At 71.5% G+C, this 22385-nt stretch carries 11 protein-coding genes; all 11 read left to right on the forward strand.

Annotated elements, in window-relative coordinates; genetic code table 11:
* The first annotated feature begins 28 nt into the window (after window positions 1-28).
* The 11 genes from AB0F40_RS05470 (at window position 29) to AB0F40_RS05520 (ending at window position 22351) form a co-directional block, all read left to right on the forward strand.
* Window positions 29-6079 carry an Ig-like domain-containing protein gene (locus tag AB0F40_RS05470; RefSeq protein WP_357464995.1) on the forward strand — a complete coding sequence of 2017 codons (6051 nt, stop codon included), beginning with the start codon at window positions 29-31 and terminating at the stop codon, window positions 6077-6079.
* 94 nt (window positions 6080-6173) lie between these two features.
* Window positions 6174-7148 carry a MoxR family ATPase gene (locus tag AB0F40_RS05475; protein ID WP_357464997.1) on the forward strand — a complete coding sequence of 325 codons (975 nt, stop codon included), beginning with the start codon at window positions 6174-6176 and terminating at the stop codon, window positions 7146-7148.
* On the forward strand, window positions 7145-8476 hold the full coding sequence (locus AB0F40_RS05480; protein WP_357464999.1) for a DUF58 domain-containing protein: 1332 nt from the start codon (window positions 7145-7147) through the stop codon (window positions 8474-8476). The genes AB0F40_RS05475 and AB0F40_RS05480 overlap by 4 nt, the downstream gene beginning before the upstream one ends.
* On the forward strand, window positions 8473-10947 hold the full coding sequence (locus tag AB0F40_RS05485; protein ID WP_357465001.1) for a DUF3488 and transglutaminase-like domain-containing protein: 2475 nt from the start codon (window positions 8473-8475) through the stop codon (window positions 10945-10947). Before AB0F40_RS05480 ends, AB0F40_RS05485 begins: the two co-directional genes overlap by 4 nt.
* Window positions 10944-12521 carry an RDD family protein gene (locus AB0F40_RS05490; protein WP_357465003.1) on the forward strand — a complete coding sequence of 526 codons (1578 nt, stop codon included), beginning with the start codon at window positions 10944-10946 and terminating at the stop codon, window positions 12519-12521. Before AB0F40_RS05485 ends, AB0F40_RS05490 begins: the two co-directional genes overlap by 4 nt.
* Entirely contained in the window at window positions 12518-13324 is an 807-nt protein-coding gene (locus AB0F40_RS05495) for a protein phosphatase 2C domain-containing protein (protein WP_357465005.1), read from the forward strand. Before AB0F40_RS05490 ends, AB0F40_RS05495 begins: the two co-directional genes overlap by 4 nt.
* A gap of 89 nt (window positions 13325-13413) precedes the next feature.
* Window positions 13414-15156, forward strand: coding sequence for an FHA domain-containing protein (locus tag AB0F40_RS05500; RefSeq protein WP_357465007.1), 1743 nt, complete (start codon window positions 13414-13416; stop codon window positions 15154-15156).
* 58 nt (window positions 15157-15214) lie between these two features.
* Entirely contained in the window at window positions 15215-16843 is a 1629-nt protein-coding gene (locus tag AB0F40_RS05505) for a serine/threonine-protein kinase (protein ID WP_357465009.1), read from the forward strand.
* A gap of 51 nt (window positions 16844-16894) precedes the next feature.
* Window positions 16895-17611 (forward strand): hypothetical protein, encoded by a 717-nt coding sequence (locus AB0F40_RS05510; RefSeq protein WP_357465011.1) that lies wholly within the window; start codon window positions 16895-16897, stop codon window positions 17609-17611.
* Complete coding sequence (locus AB0F40_RS05515) at window positions 17608-17859, forward strand: hypothetical protein (RefSeq protein WP_357465013.1); 252 nt, start codon at window positions 17608-17610, stop codon at window positions 17857-17859. The genes AB0F40_RS05510 and AB0F40_RS05515 overlap by 4 nt, the downstream gene beginning before the upstream one ends.
* Window positions 17860-17872: 13 nt before the next feature.
* A complete protein-coding gene (locus tag AB0F40_RS05520; protein WP_357465015.1) occupies window positions 17873-22351 on the forward strand; it encodes an FtsK/SpoIIIE domain-containing protein in 4479 nt (1492 codons plus the stop codon).
* Window positions 22352-22385 lie beyond the last annotated feature (34 nt).

Below are 22385 nucleotides of genomic sequence, written 5' to 3' on the forward strand. Positions count from 1 at the left end.
TTCGCTGGAGTAATGAAGAGGAGGACGCATGAGCTTTGTCTCACGCGTGTACGAAAATCGTCGGTCAGCGGCATCGATCGGTGCGGTATCCCTCTTCGGCGTAGGCCTGGTCGCCTTCGCGTTCCTCTACGAAGGCGAGGCGACGGCGGACGTCGAGCTCAACGACTCCGGCGTCTGGGTGACCCAGACGGCGTCGGGCAAGCTCGGCCGGTTCAACTACGAGGCGAAGGCCCTCGACGGCACGCTGCTCGCCAACTCGACCAACTTCGACGTGGAGCAGGACGCGCAGCGCGTGCTGCTGGACAGCGGTGCCGACTCCTCCGCCAGCCCGGTCGACCCGGCGCTGCTGGCGCTCGAGGGCACGATGAAGTTCCCCACCGGAGCGAAGGTCGCGGCGGGTGGTGCCACGACCGCCGTGTACGACGACGAGACCGGCCGGGCCTGGGTCATCCCGTTCGACGGCGCCGTGGCGTTCGACGAGAAGGAGATGAAGCCGGTCCTCAAGGCCGGTCCGGGCGGCCAGATCGCGGTGAGCAACGACGGCACCGTCTTCCTGGCCGTGCCGTCCGACGGCAAGCTCTACACGATCCCCACCGGCACCCAGGGGGTCGCCGAGGAGCCCGAGGAGTCGGAGCTCCCGGTCAAAACCGACGCCGAGGTGCAGGTATCGGCCGTTGGCGACGAGCCGGTGGTGCTGGACCAGTCGACCGGGACGCTGGTGCTCCCCGGCGGTGACACGGTGAAGATCGAGGACGGCGCGCAGGGCGTGCTCCAGCAGCCCTCCGACGACGCGCCCAACGTGGCGCTCGCCACGACCAAGGGCCTCGTCACCCAGCCGCTGGGCGGCGGGGAGGCGACCACGCGCACGGCGTCCGGCCAGCCGTCCGCGCCCGTGCAGCTCAGCGGGTGCACCTTCGGTGCATGGTCCGGTTCCGGCCAGGTGGTTCGCGACTGCCCGGGCCCGGACAACGACGTCGACCAGGTGCTCGAGGGCGTCGACGCCACCGCGAGCCTCGTCTACCGCGTGAACCGGAACGTCATCGTGCTGAACGACGTCGCGGACGGCTCCCTGTGGATGGCCGCCGACGAGTTCGAGAAGGTCGACGACTGGGACCTGAAGATGCCGGAGGACAAGGAAGGCGAGAAGACCGAGTCCGAGGACACCACACCTGAGCACGTCGACCAGTTCGTGGCCAAGCGTGATCAGGCGAACCGCCCGCCCGAGCCCAAGCCGGACACGTTCGGCGTGCGGCCCGGCCGTACCACCGTCCTCAACGTGCTGGGCAACGACTTCGACCGGGACGGCGACGTGATGACGGCGTCCGTCAAGGGCGAGGTGAAGGGCGACATCTCCGTCGACCGGGTCCTCAACGGCGCGGCGCTGCAGGCGAACGTGCCGGAGGACGCGACAGGCACCATCAGCTTCGAGTACGAGGTCGACGACGGTCGGGAGAACGGCACGGCGACCTCGTCGGTGGACGTCAAGGTGGTACCGCTCGAGGAGAACAACCCGCCCACCCAGACGGGTAAGCCCGTGCTCCGGGTCGGCCAGGACGGGCTCGGGACCATCAAGGTGCTGCCGTACTTCAAGGACCCGGACGGCGACGACCTGTTCCTCACGCACGCGAGCACCGCCGACAAGCGCGACGAGGTGCGGTTCCGCCCGGACGGCTCCGTCGAGTTCCGGGACGGCGGCGCCGCGACGGGCAGCAAGGTCGTGGACATCACGGTGTCGGACGAGGCGGGCGTGCCGGTGGAGGGCAAGCTCCTGATCGACGTGCTGGCGACCAACGTGCAGCCGGTAGCGGTGCAGGACCATGTCACGGTGCTGGCGGGCGAGCCGATCACCGTCGACCCGCTGAAGAACGACTTCGACCCGAACGGCGACGACGTGCGCCTGACGAGCGTCGCAGAGGTGAGCTCGGCGACGATCGAGCAGAACCAGACGGCGGGTACGTTCAAGTTCGAGAGCGACAAGGTCGGCTCGCACGACGTCACCTACCGGATCACCGACGGACCCAACCCGACGATGGGGCTGGTCCGGGTGGACGTCACCGCGCCGTCCGACGAGGCCCGGTCTCCGGTGGCGGTGTCCGACCAGGTGCTGCTCCCGACCGGCGGCACCGCTCTCGTGGACGTGCTGGCCAACGACACCGACCCGGCGGGCGGCGTGCTCGTGGTGCAGGGCGTCGACGTGCCGTCGGACGCCCCGGTGAGCGTGTCCGTGCTGAACCACCAGATCCTGAAGGTCTCCGAGATCAAGCGGCTCGACAAGGCGGTGGTCCTCGACTACAAGGTGGCCAACGGCTCGGGTACCGCTACCGGCCAGATCCGCGTGGTGCCGATCCCCGCGCCCGCTCAGCTGCGACCCCCGGAGGCCGGCCCCGACGAGGCCACCGTCCACGTGGGCGACGTGGTGACCATCCCGGTGCTGAAGAACGACACGCACCCGGACGGCCTCGACATGAAGCTCACCGACGAGCTGCAGGAGGCGCCTCCGGCGGAGGCCGGCGAGGCGTTCGTCTCGGAGGACACCGTGCGGTTCCGCGCCGCCCAGGAGGCCGGGACGTATCACGCGGTCTACGAGGTGGAGGACAGCAACGGGCAGAAGGACTCCGCGCAGGTCACCATCAACGTCCTCGACGACCCGCAGAACGGCGCCCCGCAGCTGCCCGACATCGAGGCCCGCGTCCTCAGCGGCGGCATCGTCCGGATCCCGCTGCCGCTGGACGGGACCGACCCGGACGGCGACTACGTGACGTTGAGCTCGATCTCGGGGGCACCGAGCCAGGGCACCGCCACGATCGTGGACGGGTTCATCGACTACCAGGCGGCTGACGACGCGAGCGGCCTGGACACGTTCACCTACCAGGTGATGGACACGCGCGGCGCGCCGGCGGAGGGCACGGTCCGCGTGGGCATCGCGTCGCCGCCCGCGAGCAACCAGGAACCGCAGGCACTCGACGACGAGACGCGGGTCCGTCCAGGCCGCACGGTGGCCGTCGCGGCGCTCGAGAACGACTCGGACCCCGACGGCGACCAGATCGGTCTGGTGGCCAAGGGCTTCGAGGGCAACGACGACGTCGATCCCAAGGCCGTGGACGACGACGTGGTCGTCGAGGCCCCGGGCGACGAGGGGGCCTACTCCTTCTACTACGGCATCCAGGACACCTTCAAGGCGCGCGCGAGCGGCGCCATCACGGTGAACGTCGACCAGGACGCGCCGCTGCTGCGCCCCGTCGCGCACGACGACGTGGTGACGGCCGACGACGTGGAGGGTGCCTCCAGCGTGACGGTCAAGGTGCTCGACAACGACGTGGACCCGGACGGCGTGGCGGCCGACCTCGGGGTGACGGTCGACGAGTCCGTCGAGGGCGCGACGGTCACCGAGTCGAACTCGCTCGAGGTCGAGCTCACCGAGAGTGCGCGGGTCATCACCTACACCGTGACCGACATGGACGGGCTGGAGGCCAAGGCGTTCGTGCGCGTGCCGGGCGACCAGTCCCGCCCGCACGTGAAGCCGGGCCAGGGTCCGCTCAAGGCCACGAGCGGCGAGCCGCTCACCATCGAGCTCGCCGAGTACGTGGTGGTCCGGGAGGAGCGCGAGCCGCGGATCACCGAGGAGGACACGGTGAAGGCGGTCGAGGGCACGGTCTCCGTGACCGACCACGACACCGTGGTGTACACGTCGGCCAAGGACTACGCCGGTGCGGCGTCGGTCAGCTTCGAGGTCACCGACGGTGACGGGCCGGACGACGCCGAGGGGCTCACCTCGGTGCTGACGCTGCCGATCGACGTGACCCCGGCGAAGAACATGCCGCCGAAGGTCAGCGGCACGCCCGTGCTGCAGGTCGCGGCCGGCGAGGAGGCGACCGTCGACCTCTCGCGGTACGTCAAGGACCCGGACAAGGACCCGCTGACGTTCGAGGTCACGGGCGGCGAGGGCATCTCGACGGCGGTCTCCGGGGCCACGGTGACCGGTCAGGTCGAGCCGTCGATCAGCAAGGGCACCTTCCGCGAGCTGCCGATGACGGTGTCCGACGGCATGAACCCGCCGGTCGACGCCAAGCTGACCGTCGAGGTGGTGGCGTCCACCCGGCCGCTGGTGCAGACGACCGAGGACGTCGTGCGGGACGCGCACCAGGGCGAGGCGGAGACGATGTCGGTGCTCGACAACGACACCAACCCGTTCCCCGAGGACGAGCTCACGCTGTCCGGTACGCCGACGGTCGACACCGGCTCGGGCACGGCGTCGTACAGCGGCAACCAGCTCGTGGTGACGCCCGACGAGGACTTCACCGGCGCGATGCTGGTGCGCTACCGCGTGCAGGACGCCACCAAGGACGCGGACCGTGAGGTCGACGGCATCGCGAAGCTCACCGTGCTCGGCAAGCCCGAGGCGCCGCGCGCCCCGCGGGTCGAGGAGGTGCGGTCCGAGACCGTGGTCCTGACCTGGGACCAGCCCAACAACAACGGCTCGGACATCACGGGGTACACGCTCAAGACCAACACCGGTCAGGAGCACGAGTGCTCCACGACCACGTGCACCTTCGACGGCCTGCAGAACAACGTGAAGTACACCTTCACGGTGACGGCCACCAACGACGTCGGCGAGTCCGAACCGTCGCCGGCGTCCCGCGAGGCCCGGCCGGACGAGAAGCCCGACAAGCCCGCGCCGCCGTCGCTGGAGTTCGGCGACAGCGAGCTCACGGTCACGTGGAAGAACCGGACGTATACCGACCGGTCGCCGATCGAGTGCGTCAACCTGGAGATCAGCCCGCCGCCGGCCGACGGCGTGACCCAGAAGACCTGCCTGGAGGGTGGCCAGACGGTGTGGTCCGGGCTGGAGAACGGCACCGCCTACACCGTGCGGGTGCAGGCAAAGAACGACGCTCCCGACCCCTCCGACTGGAGCGAGGCGTCCGCGCCGGAGACGCCGGCCGCGCCTCCCGCGGCACCGGCGGCGCCGACCGCCAGCCGCGTGGACACCGCCGTCGGCGGCCAGATCCGGGTGAACTGGAATGCACCGGCGAACAACGGCGACGCCATCGACAAGTACTGGCTGGGCGTCTACAAGGACGGCCAGCTCGACCGGTCCATCGACACCACGAAGACGCAGCAGACCGTCCAGGACCTGTCGACCGGTTCGTCGTACACGTTCCGGGTCCGGGCGACGAACAAGGCCGGCGAGGGTGAGGCGAGCCCCGACTCGAACAAGGTGGTGCCGTACGGCACGCCGGACACTCCGGGGAAGCCGAGTGCTGCCCTCGGGTCCAATACCAGCGGGCGGGCCAACGTGAGCTGGAACGCCATCGGCGAGTTCCGGGGCACCGGCCCGCGGTACGAGGTGCGGGCCAGCGGCATGGGCTGGAAGAACGCCGGAAATGCAACCTCGTACACCTACACGGGGCTGAACAATGGGACGTCATACACGTTCCAGGTGCGCGCCTGCAACCAGTACACGTGTTCCGGCGCGTCTGACTCGTCGGGCTCCGTGAAGCCGTACGGCCCGGTGCCCAGGCCGTCGATCAGCGCGAACGGCGGTGCCGCAAAGGTGACGTTCACCTGGGACGCGCGCGCGGAGAACGGCCGGAACACCACGGTGTCGGTCACGGGCGCGTTCAACAGCTCGCAAAGGAGCGGAGACCAGTCAGTGGACGCCAACCCGAGTCAGTCCAAGACGGCCTGCGTCCAGGCGACCGACTCCGAGGGGCAGAAGAGCGAGCGGGTCTGCGCCACGGCGTCGGCCGACACGCCGACAGCCACCGTCACGCATGGCCAGCGGGTCAACAACAGCGACTGCTCTACCGCGTCCTGCGCGCACTTCCGGATCAACGTCAATGGCTTCGAGCCTGGCAGCCACAAGGTCGCTTGCTGGGCTGAGGACACCCCCGAGGTCAAGGGGTGGCACGACATCGTCAACCACAGCCGGAGCTGGGACGGCAGCTACAAGAAGTCGTACAACTTCCCGTCCAGCGGGTCGGTCGACCTCGACTGCTTCTTCGGCCATCCCGGCACACCCGTGCGGGTGCTGATCGACGGCAAGCAGTACGCGGTCTCGACCTGGTGGAACGGCTAAGAGCGGGCCGCCGCGCCGTCGGCGACCGTTCCCGCCATCATCGACACAACTTCACCCGACGAACGAGCAGTAACGAGCAGTAGGGAAACATGAGATGACCACGATGACCCCCGAGCAGGCGGCCTGGTTCGCCCAGACCTTCGACCGGCTCGTCGGTAACGTCGGCCAGGCGGTCCTTGGCAAGGCACCGGTGATCCGCCTGGCGCTCACCTGCATGCTCGCCGAGGGCCACCTGCTGCTGGAGGACGCTCCCGGCACGGGCAAGACCATGCTCGCCCGCTCCATCGCGGCGTCGGTCCAGGGCACCCACAACCGGATCCAGTTCACGCCGGACCTGCTGCCGTCCGATGTCACGGGTGTGACGATCTACGACCAGAACACGGGCAAGTTCGACTTCCACCCCGGCCCGATCTTCAACTCCATCGTCCTGGCGGACGAGATCAACCGTGCCTCGCCGAAGACGCAGTCGGCGCTGCTGGAGGTCATGGAGGAGGGGCGCGTCACCGTCGACGGCATCGCGCACGAGACCGGCCGCCCGTTCATGGTCCTCGCCACGCAGAACCCGATCGAGCAGGCCGGTACCTACCGCCTGCCCGAGGCCCAGCTCGACCGCTTCCTCATGAAGACGTCGGTGGGCTACCCCGACCACGCGTCGACGGTGGAGATCCTGTCGGGCGCCTCGGTGAAGGACCGCAGCAAGGCGCTGCAGCCGATCATCACCACCAAGGCGGTCACGGAGATGGCCGACCTGGCCATGACCGTGCACACCGACACCGCCGTGCTCGAGTACGTCAGCCGGCTCAGCGAGGAGACGCGCAACGCGGCCGAGGTGCGCGTCGGCGTGTCGGTCCGTGGTGCGCTGGCCCTGGTGCGCTGCGCCAAGGTGTGGGCCGCCGCGCACGGCCGCAACTACGTGCTGCCCGACGACATCAAGGAGCTGGCCCAGCCCGTCTGGGGCCACCGCTTCGTGCTGGATCCCGAGGCCGAGTTCGCCGGCTCCCGCCCCGACGTCATCCTGGCCCGGATCATGACCGACGTCGCGGCTCCGCAGGAGCGTGCCTCGGCATGACGGCAACGGGCATCCCGTCTGGCACCGCGTACGGGAAACGGCAGGAGAAGCCACGTGGTCTCGGCGGGGCGGTGGCCGCCGGCCGCGCGCAGGTGCTGCGCGGCCGGCGTGGCTGGGTGACCTTCACCGCCGCCGTCCGTTCGCGGACGGCGGCGGTCGGCCGCGTGCTCACGCCCGTCCGCCGCACGTTCAGCACGTTCGGCATAGCCGTGACGCTCATGGCCGCAGGCGCGTGGGTGGCCGGGCTCGTGCTCGGCTGGCTCGAGGTGCTCGTCGCGGCGATCGTCCTCACCGTGACGCTCGTGTGCGCCATCGTGTTCGTGCTGGGCCGGTTCAAGTACGACGTCGTGCTGGACCTGGCGCAGGCCCGTGTCACGGTCGGCGACCGCGCCGTCGGGCGCCTCGACGTGCGCAACGCGTCGAGCCGCGCGCTGCTTCCCTCGGTGATGGAGCTTCCCGTCGGTTCCGGTACCGCCGCGTTCCCCGTGCCGCGCCTGCCCGGTGGTGGGTCGCACGAGGAGATCTTCACCATCCCGACCCGGCGCCGCAGCGTGATCACCGTCGGTCCGGTCAAGTCCGTCCGCGCGGACCCGCTGGGCCTGCTCCGCCGCGAGATGACCTGGACCAACGAGCAGGAGGTCTTCGTGCACCCGCGCGTCAAGAACCTCACTGGCTCCTCGACCGGGTTCCTCAAGGACCTCGAGGGGCGGGTCACCAACGACATCACGAACTCGGACGTCAACTTCCACGCCCTGCGTGACTACGTGCCCGGCGACGACCGGCGGCACATCCACTGGAAGACGACGGCGCGCACGGGCCAGCTCATGGTGCGCCAGTTCGAGGAGACCCGCCGCTCGCACCTCGCGGTGCTGCTTTCCACGCGCGCGGAGGACTACGCGAACGACGAGGAGTTCGAGCTCGCGGTGAGCGTGTGCGGCTCCCTGGGCCTGCAGGCCATCAAGGAGGACCGCGGCGTCACGGTGCTCGTCAACGAGGCCTCGCTGCGCGGCGACCACCGCACGCGCCTCATGGACGACCTGTCCCGGATCGAGCTCGAGTCCCGTAGGTCCAAGCTGGTCGACCTGGCCCGTTCGGCCGCCATGGCCGCCGCCGACTTCTCGGTGATCGCGTTCGTGATCGGCAGCAGGGTGACGCCCACCGAGCTGCGCTCGGCGTCGGCCCGGGTCCCCGCCGGGGTGCAGGTCATGGCCATCCAGTGCGTTCCTGGCGCGTCCCTCGGCCGGCACGCCATCGCAGAGCTGGGCGTGCTCACCCTGGGCCGGCTCGCGGACCTGCCCCTTGCCCTGAAGAAGATGAGCGACGGATGAGCGACGAGAACACCCGCGGGAACGTCCCGGTCGGGGCGGGCGGATCAGGCCAGGGCCGGCCGTCGTCCCGCACCCGCGGCACCCGGACCGGCTACGGCACGGGCACAGGACGGGGGACCACGCGCCGCAAGGAGGCCGAGCGTCCACGGGCACTGACCTGGTTCGCCCTGGTCGACGTCGCGGCGCTGGGCGTGATGCTCGGCGCCGTCGCTGTCGGCTTCGGGCCGGTCTGGGGCTCGCTGGGCTACGTGCTGCCCACGCTCGGCGGCGCCGTCGTCGGCCTGTTGGTGGCCTGGGTGGGCGCCTGGCGCCGCTTCCCCGCCGTGACCGTGACCGCGCTCGCCGTGCTGGGCTACCTCCTGTTCGGTGGCGCGCTCGCGCTGCCGCACACGACGGTCGCCGGGGTGGTTCCGACCCTCGACACGTTGCGCGATCTGCTGCTCGGCTCCGTCGAGGGCTGGAAGCAGTTCGTCACCACCGTGCCGCCCATGCGGTCCTTCCCCGACCTCGCCGTTGTCCCGTTCCTGCTCATGCTGCTCGTCGCGCTGATCGCCGGCACCATCTCCTGGCGCGCGAAGCACGCGGTATGGGCAGTGGTGCCGGTCATCGCCGGCCTGGTCGCCGTGATCCTCCTCGGCACGCTCGACGCCGCGCTGCCGGTGGTGCAGGGCCTCGTGATCGCCATCGCCGCCCTCCTCTGGGGCGCCGTGCGGGTCATGGAGGCGCGCGTCGGCACGCACTCGATCAGCACGGAGGCCAGCCGCGAGGCGACCCGCCGCCTGCGCTGGTACCGCATCCGCACCGGCGCCGTCATCCTGGGCGTCGCGGCGCTGGCCGCTGGCTTCACCGCCCCGATCCTCATGCCGGACCAGCCCCGCACGGTCCTGCGCGAGACGATCGTGCCGCCCTTCAACATCCACCAGTTCACCAGCCCGCTCGTGGCCTTCCGGCACTACGCGAAGGATGCCCGCGAGGACGAGCTGTTCACGGTCAGCGACCTGCCCGAGGGCGGCCGCGTCCGGCTCGCCACGCTCGACGAGTACGACGGCGTGGTCTTCGACGCGTCGGGCGACGGCGGCGACACCGGCGTCTACACGCGCGTCGGCGAGCAGATCGCGACGTCGCTGGAGGGCACCCCGACGCCGATCGACGTCACCGTGACGGGCTACAGCGGTGTCTGGGTCCCGGAGATCGGGAACCTCACCGGTGTGGAGTGGACCGGCCCGAACGCCGAGGCGCAGACGGACGGGACCTACTACAACTCGACGACCAGGACCGCCCTCACCACGGCGGGCATCAAGCCGGGCGACACGTACCGGCTGAGCACGCTGGTGACGGAGAACCCCGACGAGGAGACGCTCAAGAAGGGCACGATCCTCGAGGCGGACCTGCCGGAGACCGACGCGAGCGCGATGCCGCCGGGCCTGCCCGCCAAGTCGACGCAGTTCACGGGCGAGGAGACCGACCCGGCCACCAAGCTGTTCCTGATCCGGGACGCCCTGCAGTCGTCAGGCGTGCTGTCCAGCGGCCTGGACGGTGAGGTGCCGTCCCGCCCGGGCCACTCGGCCGAGCGCATCGACACCCTCGTCGAGGAGGAGAAGATGGTCGGCGACGACGAGCAGTTCGCCGTCGCGCTCGCCCTCATGGCACGCCAGTCGGGTATCCCGGCCCGCGTCGTCATGGGCTTCTACCCGGACAAGGACAGCAAGTACGAGGAGGGCGAGCCCTGGACGGTGCTCGGCAGCGACGTGCACGCCTGGATCGAGGTGCCGTTCGAGGGCCACGGCTGGGTGCCGGTCGACGCGGTACCGGAGGAGAAGCCGCAGATCCAGCCCGAGCCGAAGAGCCAGGAGGTCCCGAAGCCTCCGGTGCTGCAGGAGCCGGAGCCGCCGGAGGAGCCCGAGAAGGCCAAGGCGGGCAGCGTCGAGGACGACGAGAAGGACGATGCCGAGAACGACCTCTTCGACTGGGGTCTGCTCGGCGTGATCCTGCTCGCCGTCGGCATCCCCCTGCTGCTGATCGCCGGTCCGATCGTCGCGATCCTCGCCTACAAGGCACGACGCCGGGCGCTGCGCCGCAGTGCGGAGCAGCTTGCCGACCGGGTCAGCGGCGGCTGGCACGAGGTGGTCGACGTCGTGACCGACCTCGGGACCACCGTTCCCCGCGGGGCGACCAGGCGCGAGAGCGCCGGTGTGATCGCCGGGGCGCACCAGGTCCCGTCGACGCTCATGCTCGCGCACCGCGCCGACGCGACGGTCTTCGGGCGGGAGCAGCCCACGCCCGTCGACGTCGAGGCGTTCTGGACTGAGGTGGACGAGCTGGTGGGCGGGCTACGCTCCACCGTGAGCACGCGACGGAGGGTGCGGGCAGCGTTGTCGCTCCGCTCCGTCTGGGCACGAATCGGTGGACGCCGCGGGATCTTCGCGGCACTCGGGGGACTCGGGTCCCGTCGGACGAAGGAGAGTCGATGACGGACGTGGTCTGTGCTGGATGCGGGTCGACACAGGACGGGGGCATCCCGTACTGCAGCGTGTGCGGCCGCCCGTTCCCGCGCGCCCAGCAAGGTGATGTCGGGACCACGGTGCCGGAGTCGCTCTCGCACACGCGGGTAGGTGTCTCCGCGGTGCAGCCGGAACCGGTCGCGTACGCGGGAACCGGGCGCCGGTTCCTCGCCGCGCTCCTGGACGGCGCGGTGATCGGGGTGGTGGCCTGGGTCATCCTCATGATCGGCCTCGCCAGCGCGGGCGGCACCGGCGCGCTGCTCATGACGCCAGAGGCCATCGCCACGGCGATGACGGTGCCGCAGCTGATCAGCGGCCTGCTCGCGCTGGGCTACTGGCTCGGCGTCTCCGCATGGGAGGGCAAGACCGGCAAGACGGTCGGCAACCTCGTCTGCAAGATCCGCACGGTCGACGCCGTCGCGCACGACCCGATCGGGTTCGGCCGCGCGTTCCTGCGCTGGCTCATCGTCGGGCTCGGCTCTCTGGTCTGCCTGGTCGGCCAGATCCTGGTGCTCGTGTCCCCGGCGTTCGACGGTCAGGGCAAGCGGCAGGGCTGGCACGACAAGCTCGGCCGCGCCGTGGTGCTCATGGCGTCCGACGTGGCCGGTGCCCCGGCGGGTGCCGCCGCGGCCACGGCCACCAGGTCGACCACCGGTACTGGCGCGAGGCCGGCCGCTGGGGCTGCCGCGAAGGCGCCCACCAGTACCTCACAGGTGTGGACCGGCGCCGCCAACGGCGCCCCGGCCCAGCAGGCTCCGGCGCAGCAGGCCCAGCCGGCCGCCCCGGCCCAGGACCCGTGGGCGTTCCCGGAGTCGTCGGCGAACCGCGGCGGCGCGGGTGTGATCACCGGGATCCCCGGCCAGGCACCCGGTGCCCCGACGGAGGCGCTGCCCCCGCAGGAGGAGCCCGTGACGGTCCGTCGACCGCACCCCGGCTCGGGCGGCACGCCCCACCCGGGCGGGCCGACGCCGCCGCCCGTGCAGCAGCAGCCGGTCCAGCAGACGCCGCCCGTCGCCCCTGTGGCTCCGGTGCGGCCCGTCCAGCCCGCCCAGCCGGACCTGACGCAGCGTGCTCCCCTGCAGGCCCAGCCGGCGCAGCCCGTTCAGCCGGTACAGCCGGTCCAGCAGCCCGAGCCGGAGCAGCGTGACTCCGCGCCGATCGACATGACGCGTACCCACATGAGCCGGCCGCTCGCCCCGGCGCCGGTGACGACGGTGGTGCTCGAGGTGGAGAACGGCGAGCGCTACGTCGTCGACACGAAGGCGCTCGTCGGGCGCAACCCGCAGGCGCCCGACACGTCGGGCTGGATCCTGATCAAGGTGGAGGACCCGACCCGGTCGGTGTCCAAGACGCACGCCGAGCTGGGGGTGGACACCGCCGGCCTGTGGCTGACCGACCGCGGGTCCACGAACGGCACGGTGGTCTCGGCGCCCGGCCTGCCGCCGCGCGTGGCCGAGCCGGGCGCCCGGGTCCGGGTGCCGGTGGGGTCGACGATCCACGTGGGCGACCGGCGCGTCGTCGTGCACCCGCAGGCCTCCGCATGAACGAGGACGCACTGACGCTCGCATGGGGCGCTGCCTCGGACCGGGGGCTGCGCCGTCAGCTCAACGAGGACGGCTACTTCGCCGGCGGCGGCGCGTTCTTCGTGGCCGACGGCATGGGCGGGCACGCGGCAGGCGAGGTCGCGAGCGCGACGGCGCTGGACGCGCTGCGCCCGCTGTCGGACATCGAGCGCGTGGAGCCGCACCACGTGGAGGCGCTGCTCGAGACGGCGCAGGAACGGGTCCGGGCCATCGACACCTCGGGTCTGGGCCGCGGTGCGGGCACGACGCTCACCGGCGCGGTGGTCGCGTACCTCGACGACGCGCCGTACTGGCTGTTCGTGAACGTGGGCGACTCCCGTACGTATCTGCTCTCCAGCGGGGTGCTGGACCAGGTGAGCGTCGACCACTCCGAGGTCCAGGAGATGGTCGACGCCGGTACGCTGACCGCCGAGGAGGCGCGGGACCATCCGCGCCGACACGTGATCACGCGTGCGCTGGGCGGGCGGGACGAGGCGCGAGCCGACTTCCGGTACATCCCGATCGGCGCGCACGACCGGATCCTGGTCTGCTCGGACGGGCTGACGGGTGAGCTCGACGACGCGCGGATCACCCAGATCATGCTGGGCCACCCTGATCCGCAGGTGGCCGCGGGGCGGCTGGTCGAGGCGGCGATCGCGGCGGGGGGCCGGGACAACATCACGGTCATCGTGGTGGACGCGACGGGCGTCGCGCACGAGACGGCGGGCACGAGCACGTCGCCGCGGGGTGGCTTCGCGGACGAGGACACCCTCCCGCGCGACTGAGCTGGGCAGGGTCGCGGTAGTCGGTAGAGACTACGCATGGCTGTGGGCAGGGGCGGGACACGAGCAGAGCAACACACTAGGAGGCGACCATGAGCACCTCGGACGCTGGACAGCGAACCGGGATCCGGTACACGACGGGGAAGGCGCGCGTCATCGTGCGCGGCGACGCCGTCGTCGTGCTGCCCGGCGAAGGGACCGGAGCCGACGAGGCCGACCCGGCCGCGGGCCTCTGGGCCGACCTCGGGACACCCGGCGCGGGGGTCGCGGAGGTGCTCGGCACGCTGACGACGTCCGCGGTGGGCGGGCTCAAGGGCGTTCCGCCGTTCGCGGTCGTGGTGCTCACGGGGGCCGGCACGGGCGAGCCCGCGAGCGCGCACGTGGTGGCGCGCGGCGACGGGCTGACCGTCACCATCGAGACCGGGGACGAGTCCCAGACCGTCTCGGGGGCCGGCGTGATCTCCTGGACCGAGCGCGTGGTCGACGGCGTCACGGCGGTCGAGGTGGCGACGGGAGTGTCGGGCTTCGGCAGCTTCGCGGAGGGCCTGCCCGTCGAGTCGGGAGTGGTCCTGGCGGGCGTGGTGCGTCACCAGGTGGTCGAGCCCGTCTCGCCGCTGGCCGAGCTTGTCGAGACCCCGGATTCGACAGGCTCAACCTCCGAGGCGCCTGTCGAGCCTGTCTCCCCGCTGGTCGAGCTTGTCGAGACCCCCGTTTCGACGGGCTCAACCTCCGGAGCCCCGGTCGATACCCCGGTCGAGACCGGAGGCTCAGCCGCCGAGGTCCCCCTCGAACCCGGTTCCGACACCGTCGCCCCGCTGGGCACCGTCACCATGGTCCCCGCGTCCGAGGAGACCTTCGCGCCCGACGGCGAGGCGCCGCCGCCCGCGCCCGAGGAGGCCGCCCCGGATGAGGCGCCGGACGAGGACGACTACATGCACCTGTGGGGCGCCACTGTCGCCCACGGTGTCGAGGCCGCTGCTGTGCGGCCGGAGAGCGCCGAGGAGGGCGAGGACGAGCCCGCCCCGGCGTCGGGCGCCATCCCCGCGGCACCGCCGCCTCCGCCTGCCCCGCCCGTCCCCGCCCCCGCCCTGCCGGACATCTCGGACCCCGGGTCGGACGGCATGATCTCCGGCGTCCCGATCTCGGGCGTGCCCGGCTGGTCCGGCGCCACGCCGGCCGCCGCGCACCGCGCTGCGGCCGTCGGCGCGGAGGCGGAAGTAGAAGCGGCCGACGACGACGACCACGACGGTCACACGGTGATGTCGTCGGCGATCGCGGACCTCAAGGCAGCCGCGTCCGCGCCGTCGGCGCCGAAGTTCTCCGCACCGACCAACCCGAACGCGCCCAGGATCCTCGCGGTGACGTGCGAGAACGGCCACGCCAACCCGACGGCCCGCGAGAACTGCAGGGAGTGCGGCAGCGCGCTCTCGGCGGAGGCGGAGCTGGCCGCGCGTCCGTCGCTGGGCCGCATGGTCGTGACCTCCGGGGCCGCGACGTCAGGCGCGGCGGGAGTGCGTGGCGGCCAGGTGGTCGAGCTGGACCGGCCGGTGATCGTGGGCCGCCGGCCGCGCACCAACAACACGTCGGCGGACCAGATGCCGCGCCTCGTCACGGTCTCCAGCCCCCAGCAGGACATCTCGAGGTCCCACACCGAGATCTCGCTCGAGGACTGGCACGTGCTCGTGACCGACCTGGCCACCACGAACGGGACGACGCTGCTGCGGCCCGGCCAGCCCCCGCGGCGCCTGCACCCGAACGAGAAGGAGCTCGTGTCCGACGGCGACGTCGTCGACCTGGGTGACGGCGTGACCCTCACGTTCGAGGGCATCTGGTGAGGGTCTCGACAAGCTCGACCGGCGACGAAGCAAGCTCGACCAACGACAGAGGAGCAGTGTGAGCAGCAAGAGGAAGCCGTCCCCGCCACCCGAGATCGAGGGCTTCGAGTACCGCAAGCTCATCGGATCGGGTGGCTTCTCGGACGTGTTCCTGTACGAGCAGCAGCGACCGCGCCGGCAGGTCGCGGTGAAGGTGCTGCTCAAGGAGTGGTCGAGCGAGACGCAGCGCGCGGCGTTCGACGCCGAGGCGGACCTGATGGCGACGCTGGGCAACCACCCGTCGATCGTCACGATGTACGAGGCGGGCGTCGCGACCGACGGCCGGCCGTACCTGGCCATGGAGTACTGCTCGCGGCCGAACCTGGGCGCGCGCTACCGGTCGGAGCGGTTCTCCGTGGCCGAGGCCCTGCGCATCACCATCCAGATCGCGGGCGCCGTCGAGACGGCCCACCGGCTGGGCATCCTGCACCGTGACCTGAAGCCCTCGAACATCCTGGTGACGCAGTTCGGGCACCCGGCGCTGACCGACTTCGGCATCTCGTCGACGGTCGACGAGGCAGCGGCGGCGGAAGGCATGTCGATCCCGTGGTCCCCGCCGGAGTCGTTCGGCGACCCGCCGATGTCGGGCATCGCGACCGACGTGTGGGCCCTGGCCGCCACCTGCTACACGCTGCTGGCCGGCCGCACCCCGTTCGAGACGCCGGGCGGCTCGAACACGTCCGCCGACCTCGTGCGCCGCATCGAGCAGGACGAGCTGCCGCCGGTGAGCCGCAGCGACGTCACGCCGTCGCTCGAGCGCGTCCTGCGCATCGCGATGTCGAAGCTGTCCTCCTCGCGGTACCCGACCGTGCTGGCCTTCGCGCGCGAGCTGCAGAAGGTCCAGGTCGAGCTGTCCCGCGACGTCACTCCCATCGACCTGCTGGACGAGTCCGGCGCCATGCAGGAGGACGAGGCAGAGGCCGACGGCACCCGGCTGCGCCAGGTCGTCACCATCGACCCGGCCGGCGCGGGCGGTGCCGTGGGCCCGAGCGCGTTCGGGCCGGGCGCCACCGGCCACGGCGGCTCCGGCGGCGCGCTCCAGGCCGTAGCTAGCGGCGCCTACGCGCCCGCTGCGCCGGCACCGGCACCGGGCCCCGCGCCGTCGGACGACACCGTCTACCGCACCTCGGCGGACCAGGCGACGCAGGGCACCCAGGCGACCCCTGGCGCCGTCGGGCAGCTCGCGCCGGAAGCCCCCACGCCCCAGGTCGCCGAGGATGAGGAGCAGCCGCGACGCGGTGTCTGGGCGCTGGTCGTCGGCGTGGTGGTCGTCGCGGTCGTCGGGGTGTCCGCATGGGCACTGACCCGGGACGGCGGCGGCGAGCCGGAGGGCGAGCAGACCGTCGCCACCTCCGGCGTCGTGCCCCCGGCGCCGGCCGGCGGCTACGTACCGCCCGTGAGCGAGGTCAAGGGCAAGGTGCAAGGCAAGGAAGCGGTGTTTACGTGGACGCCACCCCAGTCCCTGGAGGAGGGTGACACCTACGCCTACCGGGTGCTGGAGCTGACGGGTGAGCCCGTGTACGAGGAGATCCCGGAGGGTACGTCCGTGACGGTGCCGCTCCAGGGCGAGACATGCGTCGAGATCGTGGTGGTGCGCTCCGGCAAACCGTCGAGCGCGGCGTCCGACTGCGTGACCGCAGAGGGCTGACCAGACAAGCTCCGAGCACGCCGCTCGGACCAGGCACGGGGAGGTGAGTGGATGAACGGCCTTGCGATCGAGTTCGCCGGCGAGTGGTTTCGGCCGTCCGAGGAGGACGCGACCTTCGACATCGGCCGTGAGGGGGACCTAGCGATCGACGACAACCCGTACCTGCACCGGCGCTTCCTGCGCATCGCGCACGAGGACGGCATCTGGTGGCTCTCCAACGTCGGCTCGCTCATCTCCGCGACCGTGTGCGACGCCGGAGGCGGCGTGCAGTCCTGGCTCCCGCCGGGCAACCGCCTGCCCATGGTGTTCCCCACGACGTCGATAGTGTTCACAGCCGGACCCACGACGTACGAGATCACCGCGCAGCTCGACAACGCGCCGTACCACGAGATCCGGTCCGAGGACGATGACGACTCGGGCGCCACGACGATCGGCGCGATCAGCTTCACGAAGAGCCAGAAGCAGCTCATCGTGGCGCTCGCCGAGCCCATGCTGCGCCGCGAGGGCACGGGCCTGAGCGAGATCCCGTCGTCGGCGTCGGCCGCGCGCCGGCTCGGCTGGGCGAGCACGCGGTTCAACCGCAAGCTCGACAACGTGTGCGAGAAGCTCGACCGCATCGGCGTGAAGGGGCTGCGCGGCGGTCCCGGCGCGCTGGCGACCAACCGGCGCGCGCGGCTCGTCGAGTACGCGGTGGCCTCGCGCCTGGTGACCCAGTCGGACCTGCCGCTCCTGGACGAGGCAGAGGCCGAGAAGGGGGCGACAGCATGAGCAAGCTGCGCAGCACGCCGGAGCTCGTGGTGGCGGGAGCCATCGGCGGCGGGCTGATCGTCTGGGTGCTCGTAGTCTTCGGCACGGTGCTGTTCACGGGCACCGGCACGGGTAACTTCCTGGACCCCTGGCGCGCTCTCGGGCGCGTCCTCATGACGGGGTCGACATGGCTGATCGCGGCCGGTGGCGCCGTGGCCGGCGGGGTGGTGGGCGCCGTCATCGGCGGCCGCCGGGACAAGAAGAAGTGACGGGGGAGGATTCATGCGCGTCAAGGTGACGCTCGTACGTTCGGACGGTAGCCACGACGACGTCGTGGTGACCGCCGACGCCGGTGCTCGGATCGGGGAGATCGCCGACACGATCGCCAGGGTGGACCCGTCGGCGCCCGGCGCCCCGGGCCGGTCCCGCACGCTGGAGGCGCAGCTCCCGGGCCAGGACCGGCCGGTCCGGCTGCCCGCGGACGCCGCGCTCGGTGAGGCGTGGATCGGCTCGGGCGCGTTCGTGGCCTCGGTGGAGCAAGCCATGCCGGGCTTCGACTACCCGGGATCGGACGCCGTCCGCGCGGCCGTCCGCATCGAGGGCGCCGGCACCGTGGAGCTCACGGAGGGTTCGTGGGTGCTGGGCCGCTCGCAGGAGTGCGACGTCGTCGTCGACGACACGATGGTGTCGAAGAAGCACCTGCGGCTCGACGTGTCGGACGACGTCGAGGTCGTCGACCTGGGTTCGGCGAACGGCATCCTCGTGGACGGCGAGCACGTGCAGCGCCTGCGCATCGAGGGCTCCCAGCGCGTGGTGCTCGGCGACACGGCCGTCACGATCGAGGCGCGCAGGCCCGCCACGATCACCGGTGTGACGCCCAAGGCGGGCCCGGTCTCGTTCACCCGTTCGCCGCGCGTCGAGGCGCGGTACAACGGTGAGGAGTTCGACTCTCCCGAGGCTCCCAAGGAGACCGAGCCCCGGGAGTTCCCGTTCCTCGCCCTGATGGCGCCCGTCCTCATGGGCGGTGCGATGTTCATGATCACCGGACGCCCCGCGTCCCTGCTGTTCGTGGCGATGGCGCCGCTCATGATGATCGGCAACTACGTCACCCAGGGCAGGCAGGCGAAGAAGCGCCTGGAGCGGGACGTCGCCCGGTTCGACGAGAAGCTCGCCTCGCTGCGTGAGGTCCTCAAGGAGGAGAAGGAGACCGAGCGGTCGGTCCGGCTCCGTGAGGCGCCGGCCACCCAGCATGTCTACGTCGAGGCGATGCGGCACGGCCCCCTGCTGTGGACGCGCCGCCCGGAGCACTGGAGCTTCCTCAACGTCCGCTTCGGCCTTGGCACCATGCCGTCGCGCAACACAGTGAAGACCGCAGGCAAGGGCCACCTGATCAAGGAGTACCAGGAGCTGCTCGACACCCTGGTCGACCAGTACGAGGACGTCGACGGCGTGCCGGTCGTGGAGAACCTGTACGACGCGGGTGCGCTCGGCTTCGCGGGCCCGCCCGCGCGGGTGATCGGCTCGCTCAACGCCGTGCTGCTGCAGCTCACAGGCCTGCACTCGCCGGCAGAGCTGGTCGTGACCAGCATCGTCAGCCCGGTGTGGACGCAGCACCTGCAGTGGCTGACCTGGATCCCGCACACCTCCTCGGCCCACAGCCCGGTCGACGGCCACCACCTCGCGGACTCCGCCTCGGGCGCGCAGCGCCTGCTGGCCCAGCTCGAAGAGCTGATCTCCACCCGGCTGAAGGCGGCCAGGGGTGGCCAGCGCCGTGGCGCGATCGGCGAGGACAAGGCAGCGCTGGAGCGCGGCGGCGACGTCGGCGACAAGAGCGGCGGGGACTCCGGGACCAAGTCGCCGGTCCCCGCGGTGGTCGTCGTGATCTCCGACGACATCGACGTGGACCGCGCCCGGCTGATCCAGCTCGCCGAGATGGGGGCCGACGCCGGCGTCTACCCCCTGTGGATCTCCGCCGACACGTCCGGCCTGCCCGCGGCGTGCCGCACGTTCGTCGAGGTGGGCCAGGAGGGCCCGCGCGTCGGCATGGTGCGGCTCGGCCGCTGGGTCGACGACATCGTGCTCGAGGAGGTGGACGGCAAGATGGCGCTGGAGTACGGGCGCCGTCTGGCCCCGGTGTTCGACGCGGGCGCCATCGTCGAGGACGCCTCCGACCTGCCACGCTCCATCACGATGCCGGCCCTGCTGGGTCATGACCTGTTCGAGAGCCCCGACGCGGTCATGGAGCGCTGGCGCCAGAACCTGTCGGTCTACGACCGCACGGGCCAGGGCGTGCAGCGCAAGCGTCCCGGCACGCTGCGTGCGATCGTCGGCTCGGCCGGTGTGGACGCCCAGCACCTCGACCTGCGGACCCAGGGCCCGCACGCCCTGGTGGGCGGCACCACGGGTGCCGGCAAGTCGGAGTTCCTGCAGGCGTGGGTGCTCGGCATGGCCGCCGAGTACAGCCCGGACCGCGTCACGTTCCTGTTCGTCGACTACAAGGGCGGTTCGGCGTTCGCGGACTGCGTCCAGCTGCCGCACTGCGTCGGCCTGGTGACCGACCTGTCGCCGCACCTGGTGCTGCGGGCCATCACGAGCCTGCGGGCCGAGCTGCACTGGCGCGAGCACCTCTTCAACCGCAAGAAGGCGAAGGACCTGCTCGAGCTGGAGAAGCGCGGCGACCCGGAGACCCCGCCGGCCCTCGTCATCGTGATCGACGAGTTCGCCGCCCTGGTGGGCGACGTCCCCGAGTTCGTGGACGGCGTCGTCGACGTCGCCCAGCGTGGCCGTTCGCTCGGCATCCACCTGATCATGGCCACCCAGCGCCCGGCCGGCGTCATCAAGGACAACCTGCGGGCCAACACGAACATGCGCGTGGCCCTTCGCATGGCCGACGAGTCGGACTCCTCCGATGTCGTCGACGTGAAGGATGCCGCGTTCGTCGACCCGTCGATCCCCGGCCGCGGGCTCGTCAAGACCGGCCCCGGCCGCGTGCAGGCCTTCCAGTCCGGCTACGCCGGTGCGTGGAGCACGCGGGCGCCCGAGCGCGCCAAGGTCGAGGTCGCGCGCCTGCACTTCGGCCGGGAGGACAAGTGGGAGGAGCCGGTCGTCGAGTCGGACGTGTCGGTCGAGGAGAAGGACCTCGGCCCCAACGACCAGCAGCGGCTCGTCGCCCGGGTCCAGGAGGCGTTCGAGCGCGGCCGCCTGCCCGTCCCACGGCGTCCGTGGCTCGACTCGCTCGCCGACGTCTACGACCTGACCCGCCTGTACCAGCGCACGGACACGGAGCTCCTCATCGGCGTCGCCGACATCCCGGAGCACCAGGCCCAGGCGCCGCAGTACTTCCACCCGGACCAGGACGGACACCTCGGCGTCTACGGCACCGGTGGTTCCGGCAAGTCGACAGCGCTGCGCACGCTCGCCGCGGTCGCGGGCATCACGCCGCGCGGCGGCCCCGTGCACGTGTACGGCCTGGACTTCGCGGCCGGTGCGCTGCGCATGCTGGAGGCGCTGCCGCACGTGGGCACGATCGCCAAGGGCGACGACACCGAGCGCGTGGTCGGCGTGATGCGGATGCTGCGTGACGAGCTGCTGCGACGCGGTGACGTGTTCGCGTCCGTGAACGCCGCGAGCGTCACGGAGTACCGGCAGGTCACCGGCCGCCAGGACGTGCCGCGCATCCTGCTGCTGGTGGACGGCTTCGCGAACTTCCGCGACGAGTACGAGGTGGGTGCGGGCCGCGCCGAGTGGTTCGAGGCGTTCCGCGACATCCTGAACGACGGTCGTGGGCTCGGCATCCACGTCGTCTTCACGGCCGACCGGTCGGGCGCGGTGCCGACCTACGTACGGTCGCTGGTGCAGCGGAACATCCTGCTGCGCATGACCGACGACGGCTACCTCGCCTTCAACGCGCCGCGTGACATCGTCACGGCGACATCGCCAGCGGGGCGCGCCGTCGTCGACTCCCTGGAGGTCCAGGTCGCTGTTGTCGGTGGTACGAAGTCGGTGCAGGAGCAGGCGGCCGCGACCGACCGGCTCGCGGAGTCGATGCGTCGGGCCGGCGTGCGACCGGCACCCTCGGTCAGGGTGCTGCCTGGGGAGTACTCCTGGCGGGAGCTGCCCGCCTCGGTCGAGGGCCAGCCGGTGCTCGGCCTGGACAACATCGCCCTGCAGCCGCTGCCGTTCGACCCGACGGGCACGCTGCTGGTGGGTGGCCCTCCCGGGTCCGGCCGCTCGAACGCCCTGGTGCACATCGCGCAGGCGGTCCAGCGTGCGAACCCGAACGCGCGGCTCTACCTGTTCGCGCAGCCACGTTCGCCGATCGCGGGCGAGGTCACGTGGGAGGACGTCGCCGTCGGGCCGGACAAGGTCGCCGACATGGCGAAGGACCTGCTCGCGGCGGTGCAGGACGAGGACACCGCACCCGGCGTCGTCGTCATCATCGAGGGCATCAACGACTACCTGCAGACGCCCGCCGACAAGGCGATCCAGGACCTCACCAAGGCGATCAAGAAGTCGGACCACCTGCTGGTGGCCGAGGCCGAGACGGGTTCGTGGGGTGCTACCTGGCCCCTGCTGTCGGAGGTCAAGAGCGGTCGCCGCGGGCTGCTGCTGCAGCCGGAGAACATGGACGGCGACATGATCCTCAAGACCGGGCTCCCGCGGGCCGCGAAGGGTGAGTTCCCGCCCGGACGCGGCGCCTGGATCGCGCGCGGCAAGAACGTCCGGGTGCAGGTGCCGTTCGTGCTCGGTGCCGAGGGCTGATCAGCCGGGTGTCCTGACCGGGATCGCGCGGGGC

Origin of the sequence: Promicromonospora sp. NPDC023987 (genome assembly GCF_040639055.1) — a bacterium.
Classification (GTDB): domain Bacteria; phylum Actinomycetota; class Actinomycetes; order Actinomycetales; family Cellulomonadaceae; genus Promicromonospora.

Coding starts and splice junctions, on each gene's coding strand:
- AB0F40_RS05470 (WP_357464995.1), top strand. CDS start 29: ATGAGCTTTGTCTCACGCGTGTACGAAAATCGTCGGTCAGCGGCATCG.
- AB0F40_RS05475 (WP_357464997.1), top strand. CDS start 6,174: ATGACCACGATGACCCCCGAGCAGGCGGCCTGGTTCGCCCAGACCTTC.
- AB0F40_RS05480 (WP_357464999.1), top strand. CDS start 7,145: ATGACGGCAACGGGCATCCCGTCTGGCACCGCGTACGGGAAACGGCAG.
- AB0F40_RS05485 (WP_357465001.1), top strand. CDS start 8,473: ATGAGCGACGAGAACACCCGCGGGAACGTCCCGGTCGGGGCGGGCGGA.
- AB0F40_RS05490 (WP_357465003.1), top strand. CDS start 10,944: ATGACGGACGTGGTCTGTGCTGGATGCGGGTCGACACAGGACGGGGGC.
- AB0F40_RS05495 (WP_357465005.1), top strand. CDS start 12,518: ATGAACGAGGACGCACTGACGCTCGCATGGGGCGCTGCCTCGGACCGG.
- AB0F40_RS05500 (WP_357465007.1), top strand. CDS start 13,414: ATGAGCACCTCGGACGCTGGACAGCGAACCGGGATCCGGTACACGACG.
- AB0F40_RS05510 (WP_357465011.1), top strand. CDS start 16,895: ATGAACGGCCTTGCGATCGAGTTCGCCGGCGAGTGGTTTCGGCCGTCC.
- AB0F40_RS05515 (WP_357465013.1), top strand. CDS start 17,608: ATGAGCAAGCTGCGCAGCACGCCGGAGCTCGTGGTGGCGGGAGCCATC.
- AB0F40_RS05520 (WP_357465015.1), top strand. CDS start 17,873: ATGCGCGTCAAGGTGACGCTCGTACGTTCGGACGGTAGCCACGACGAC.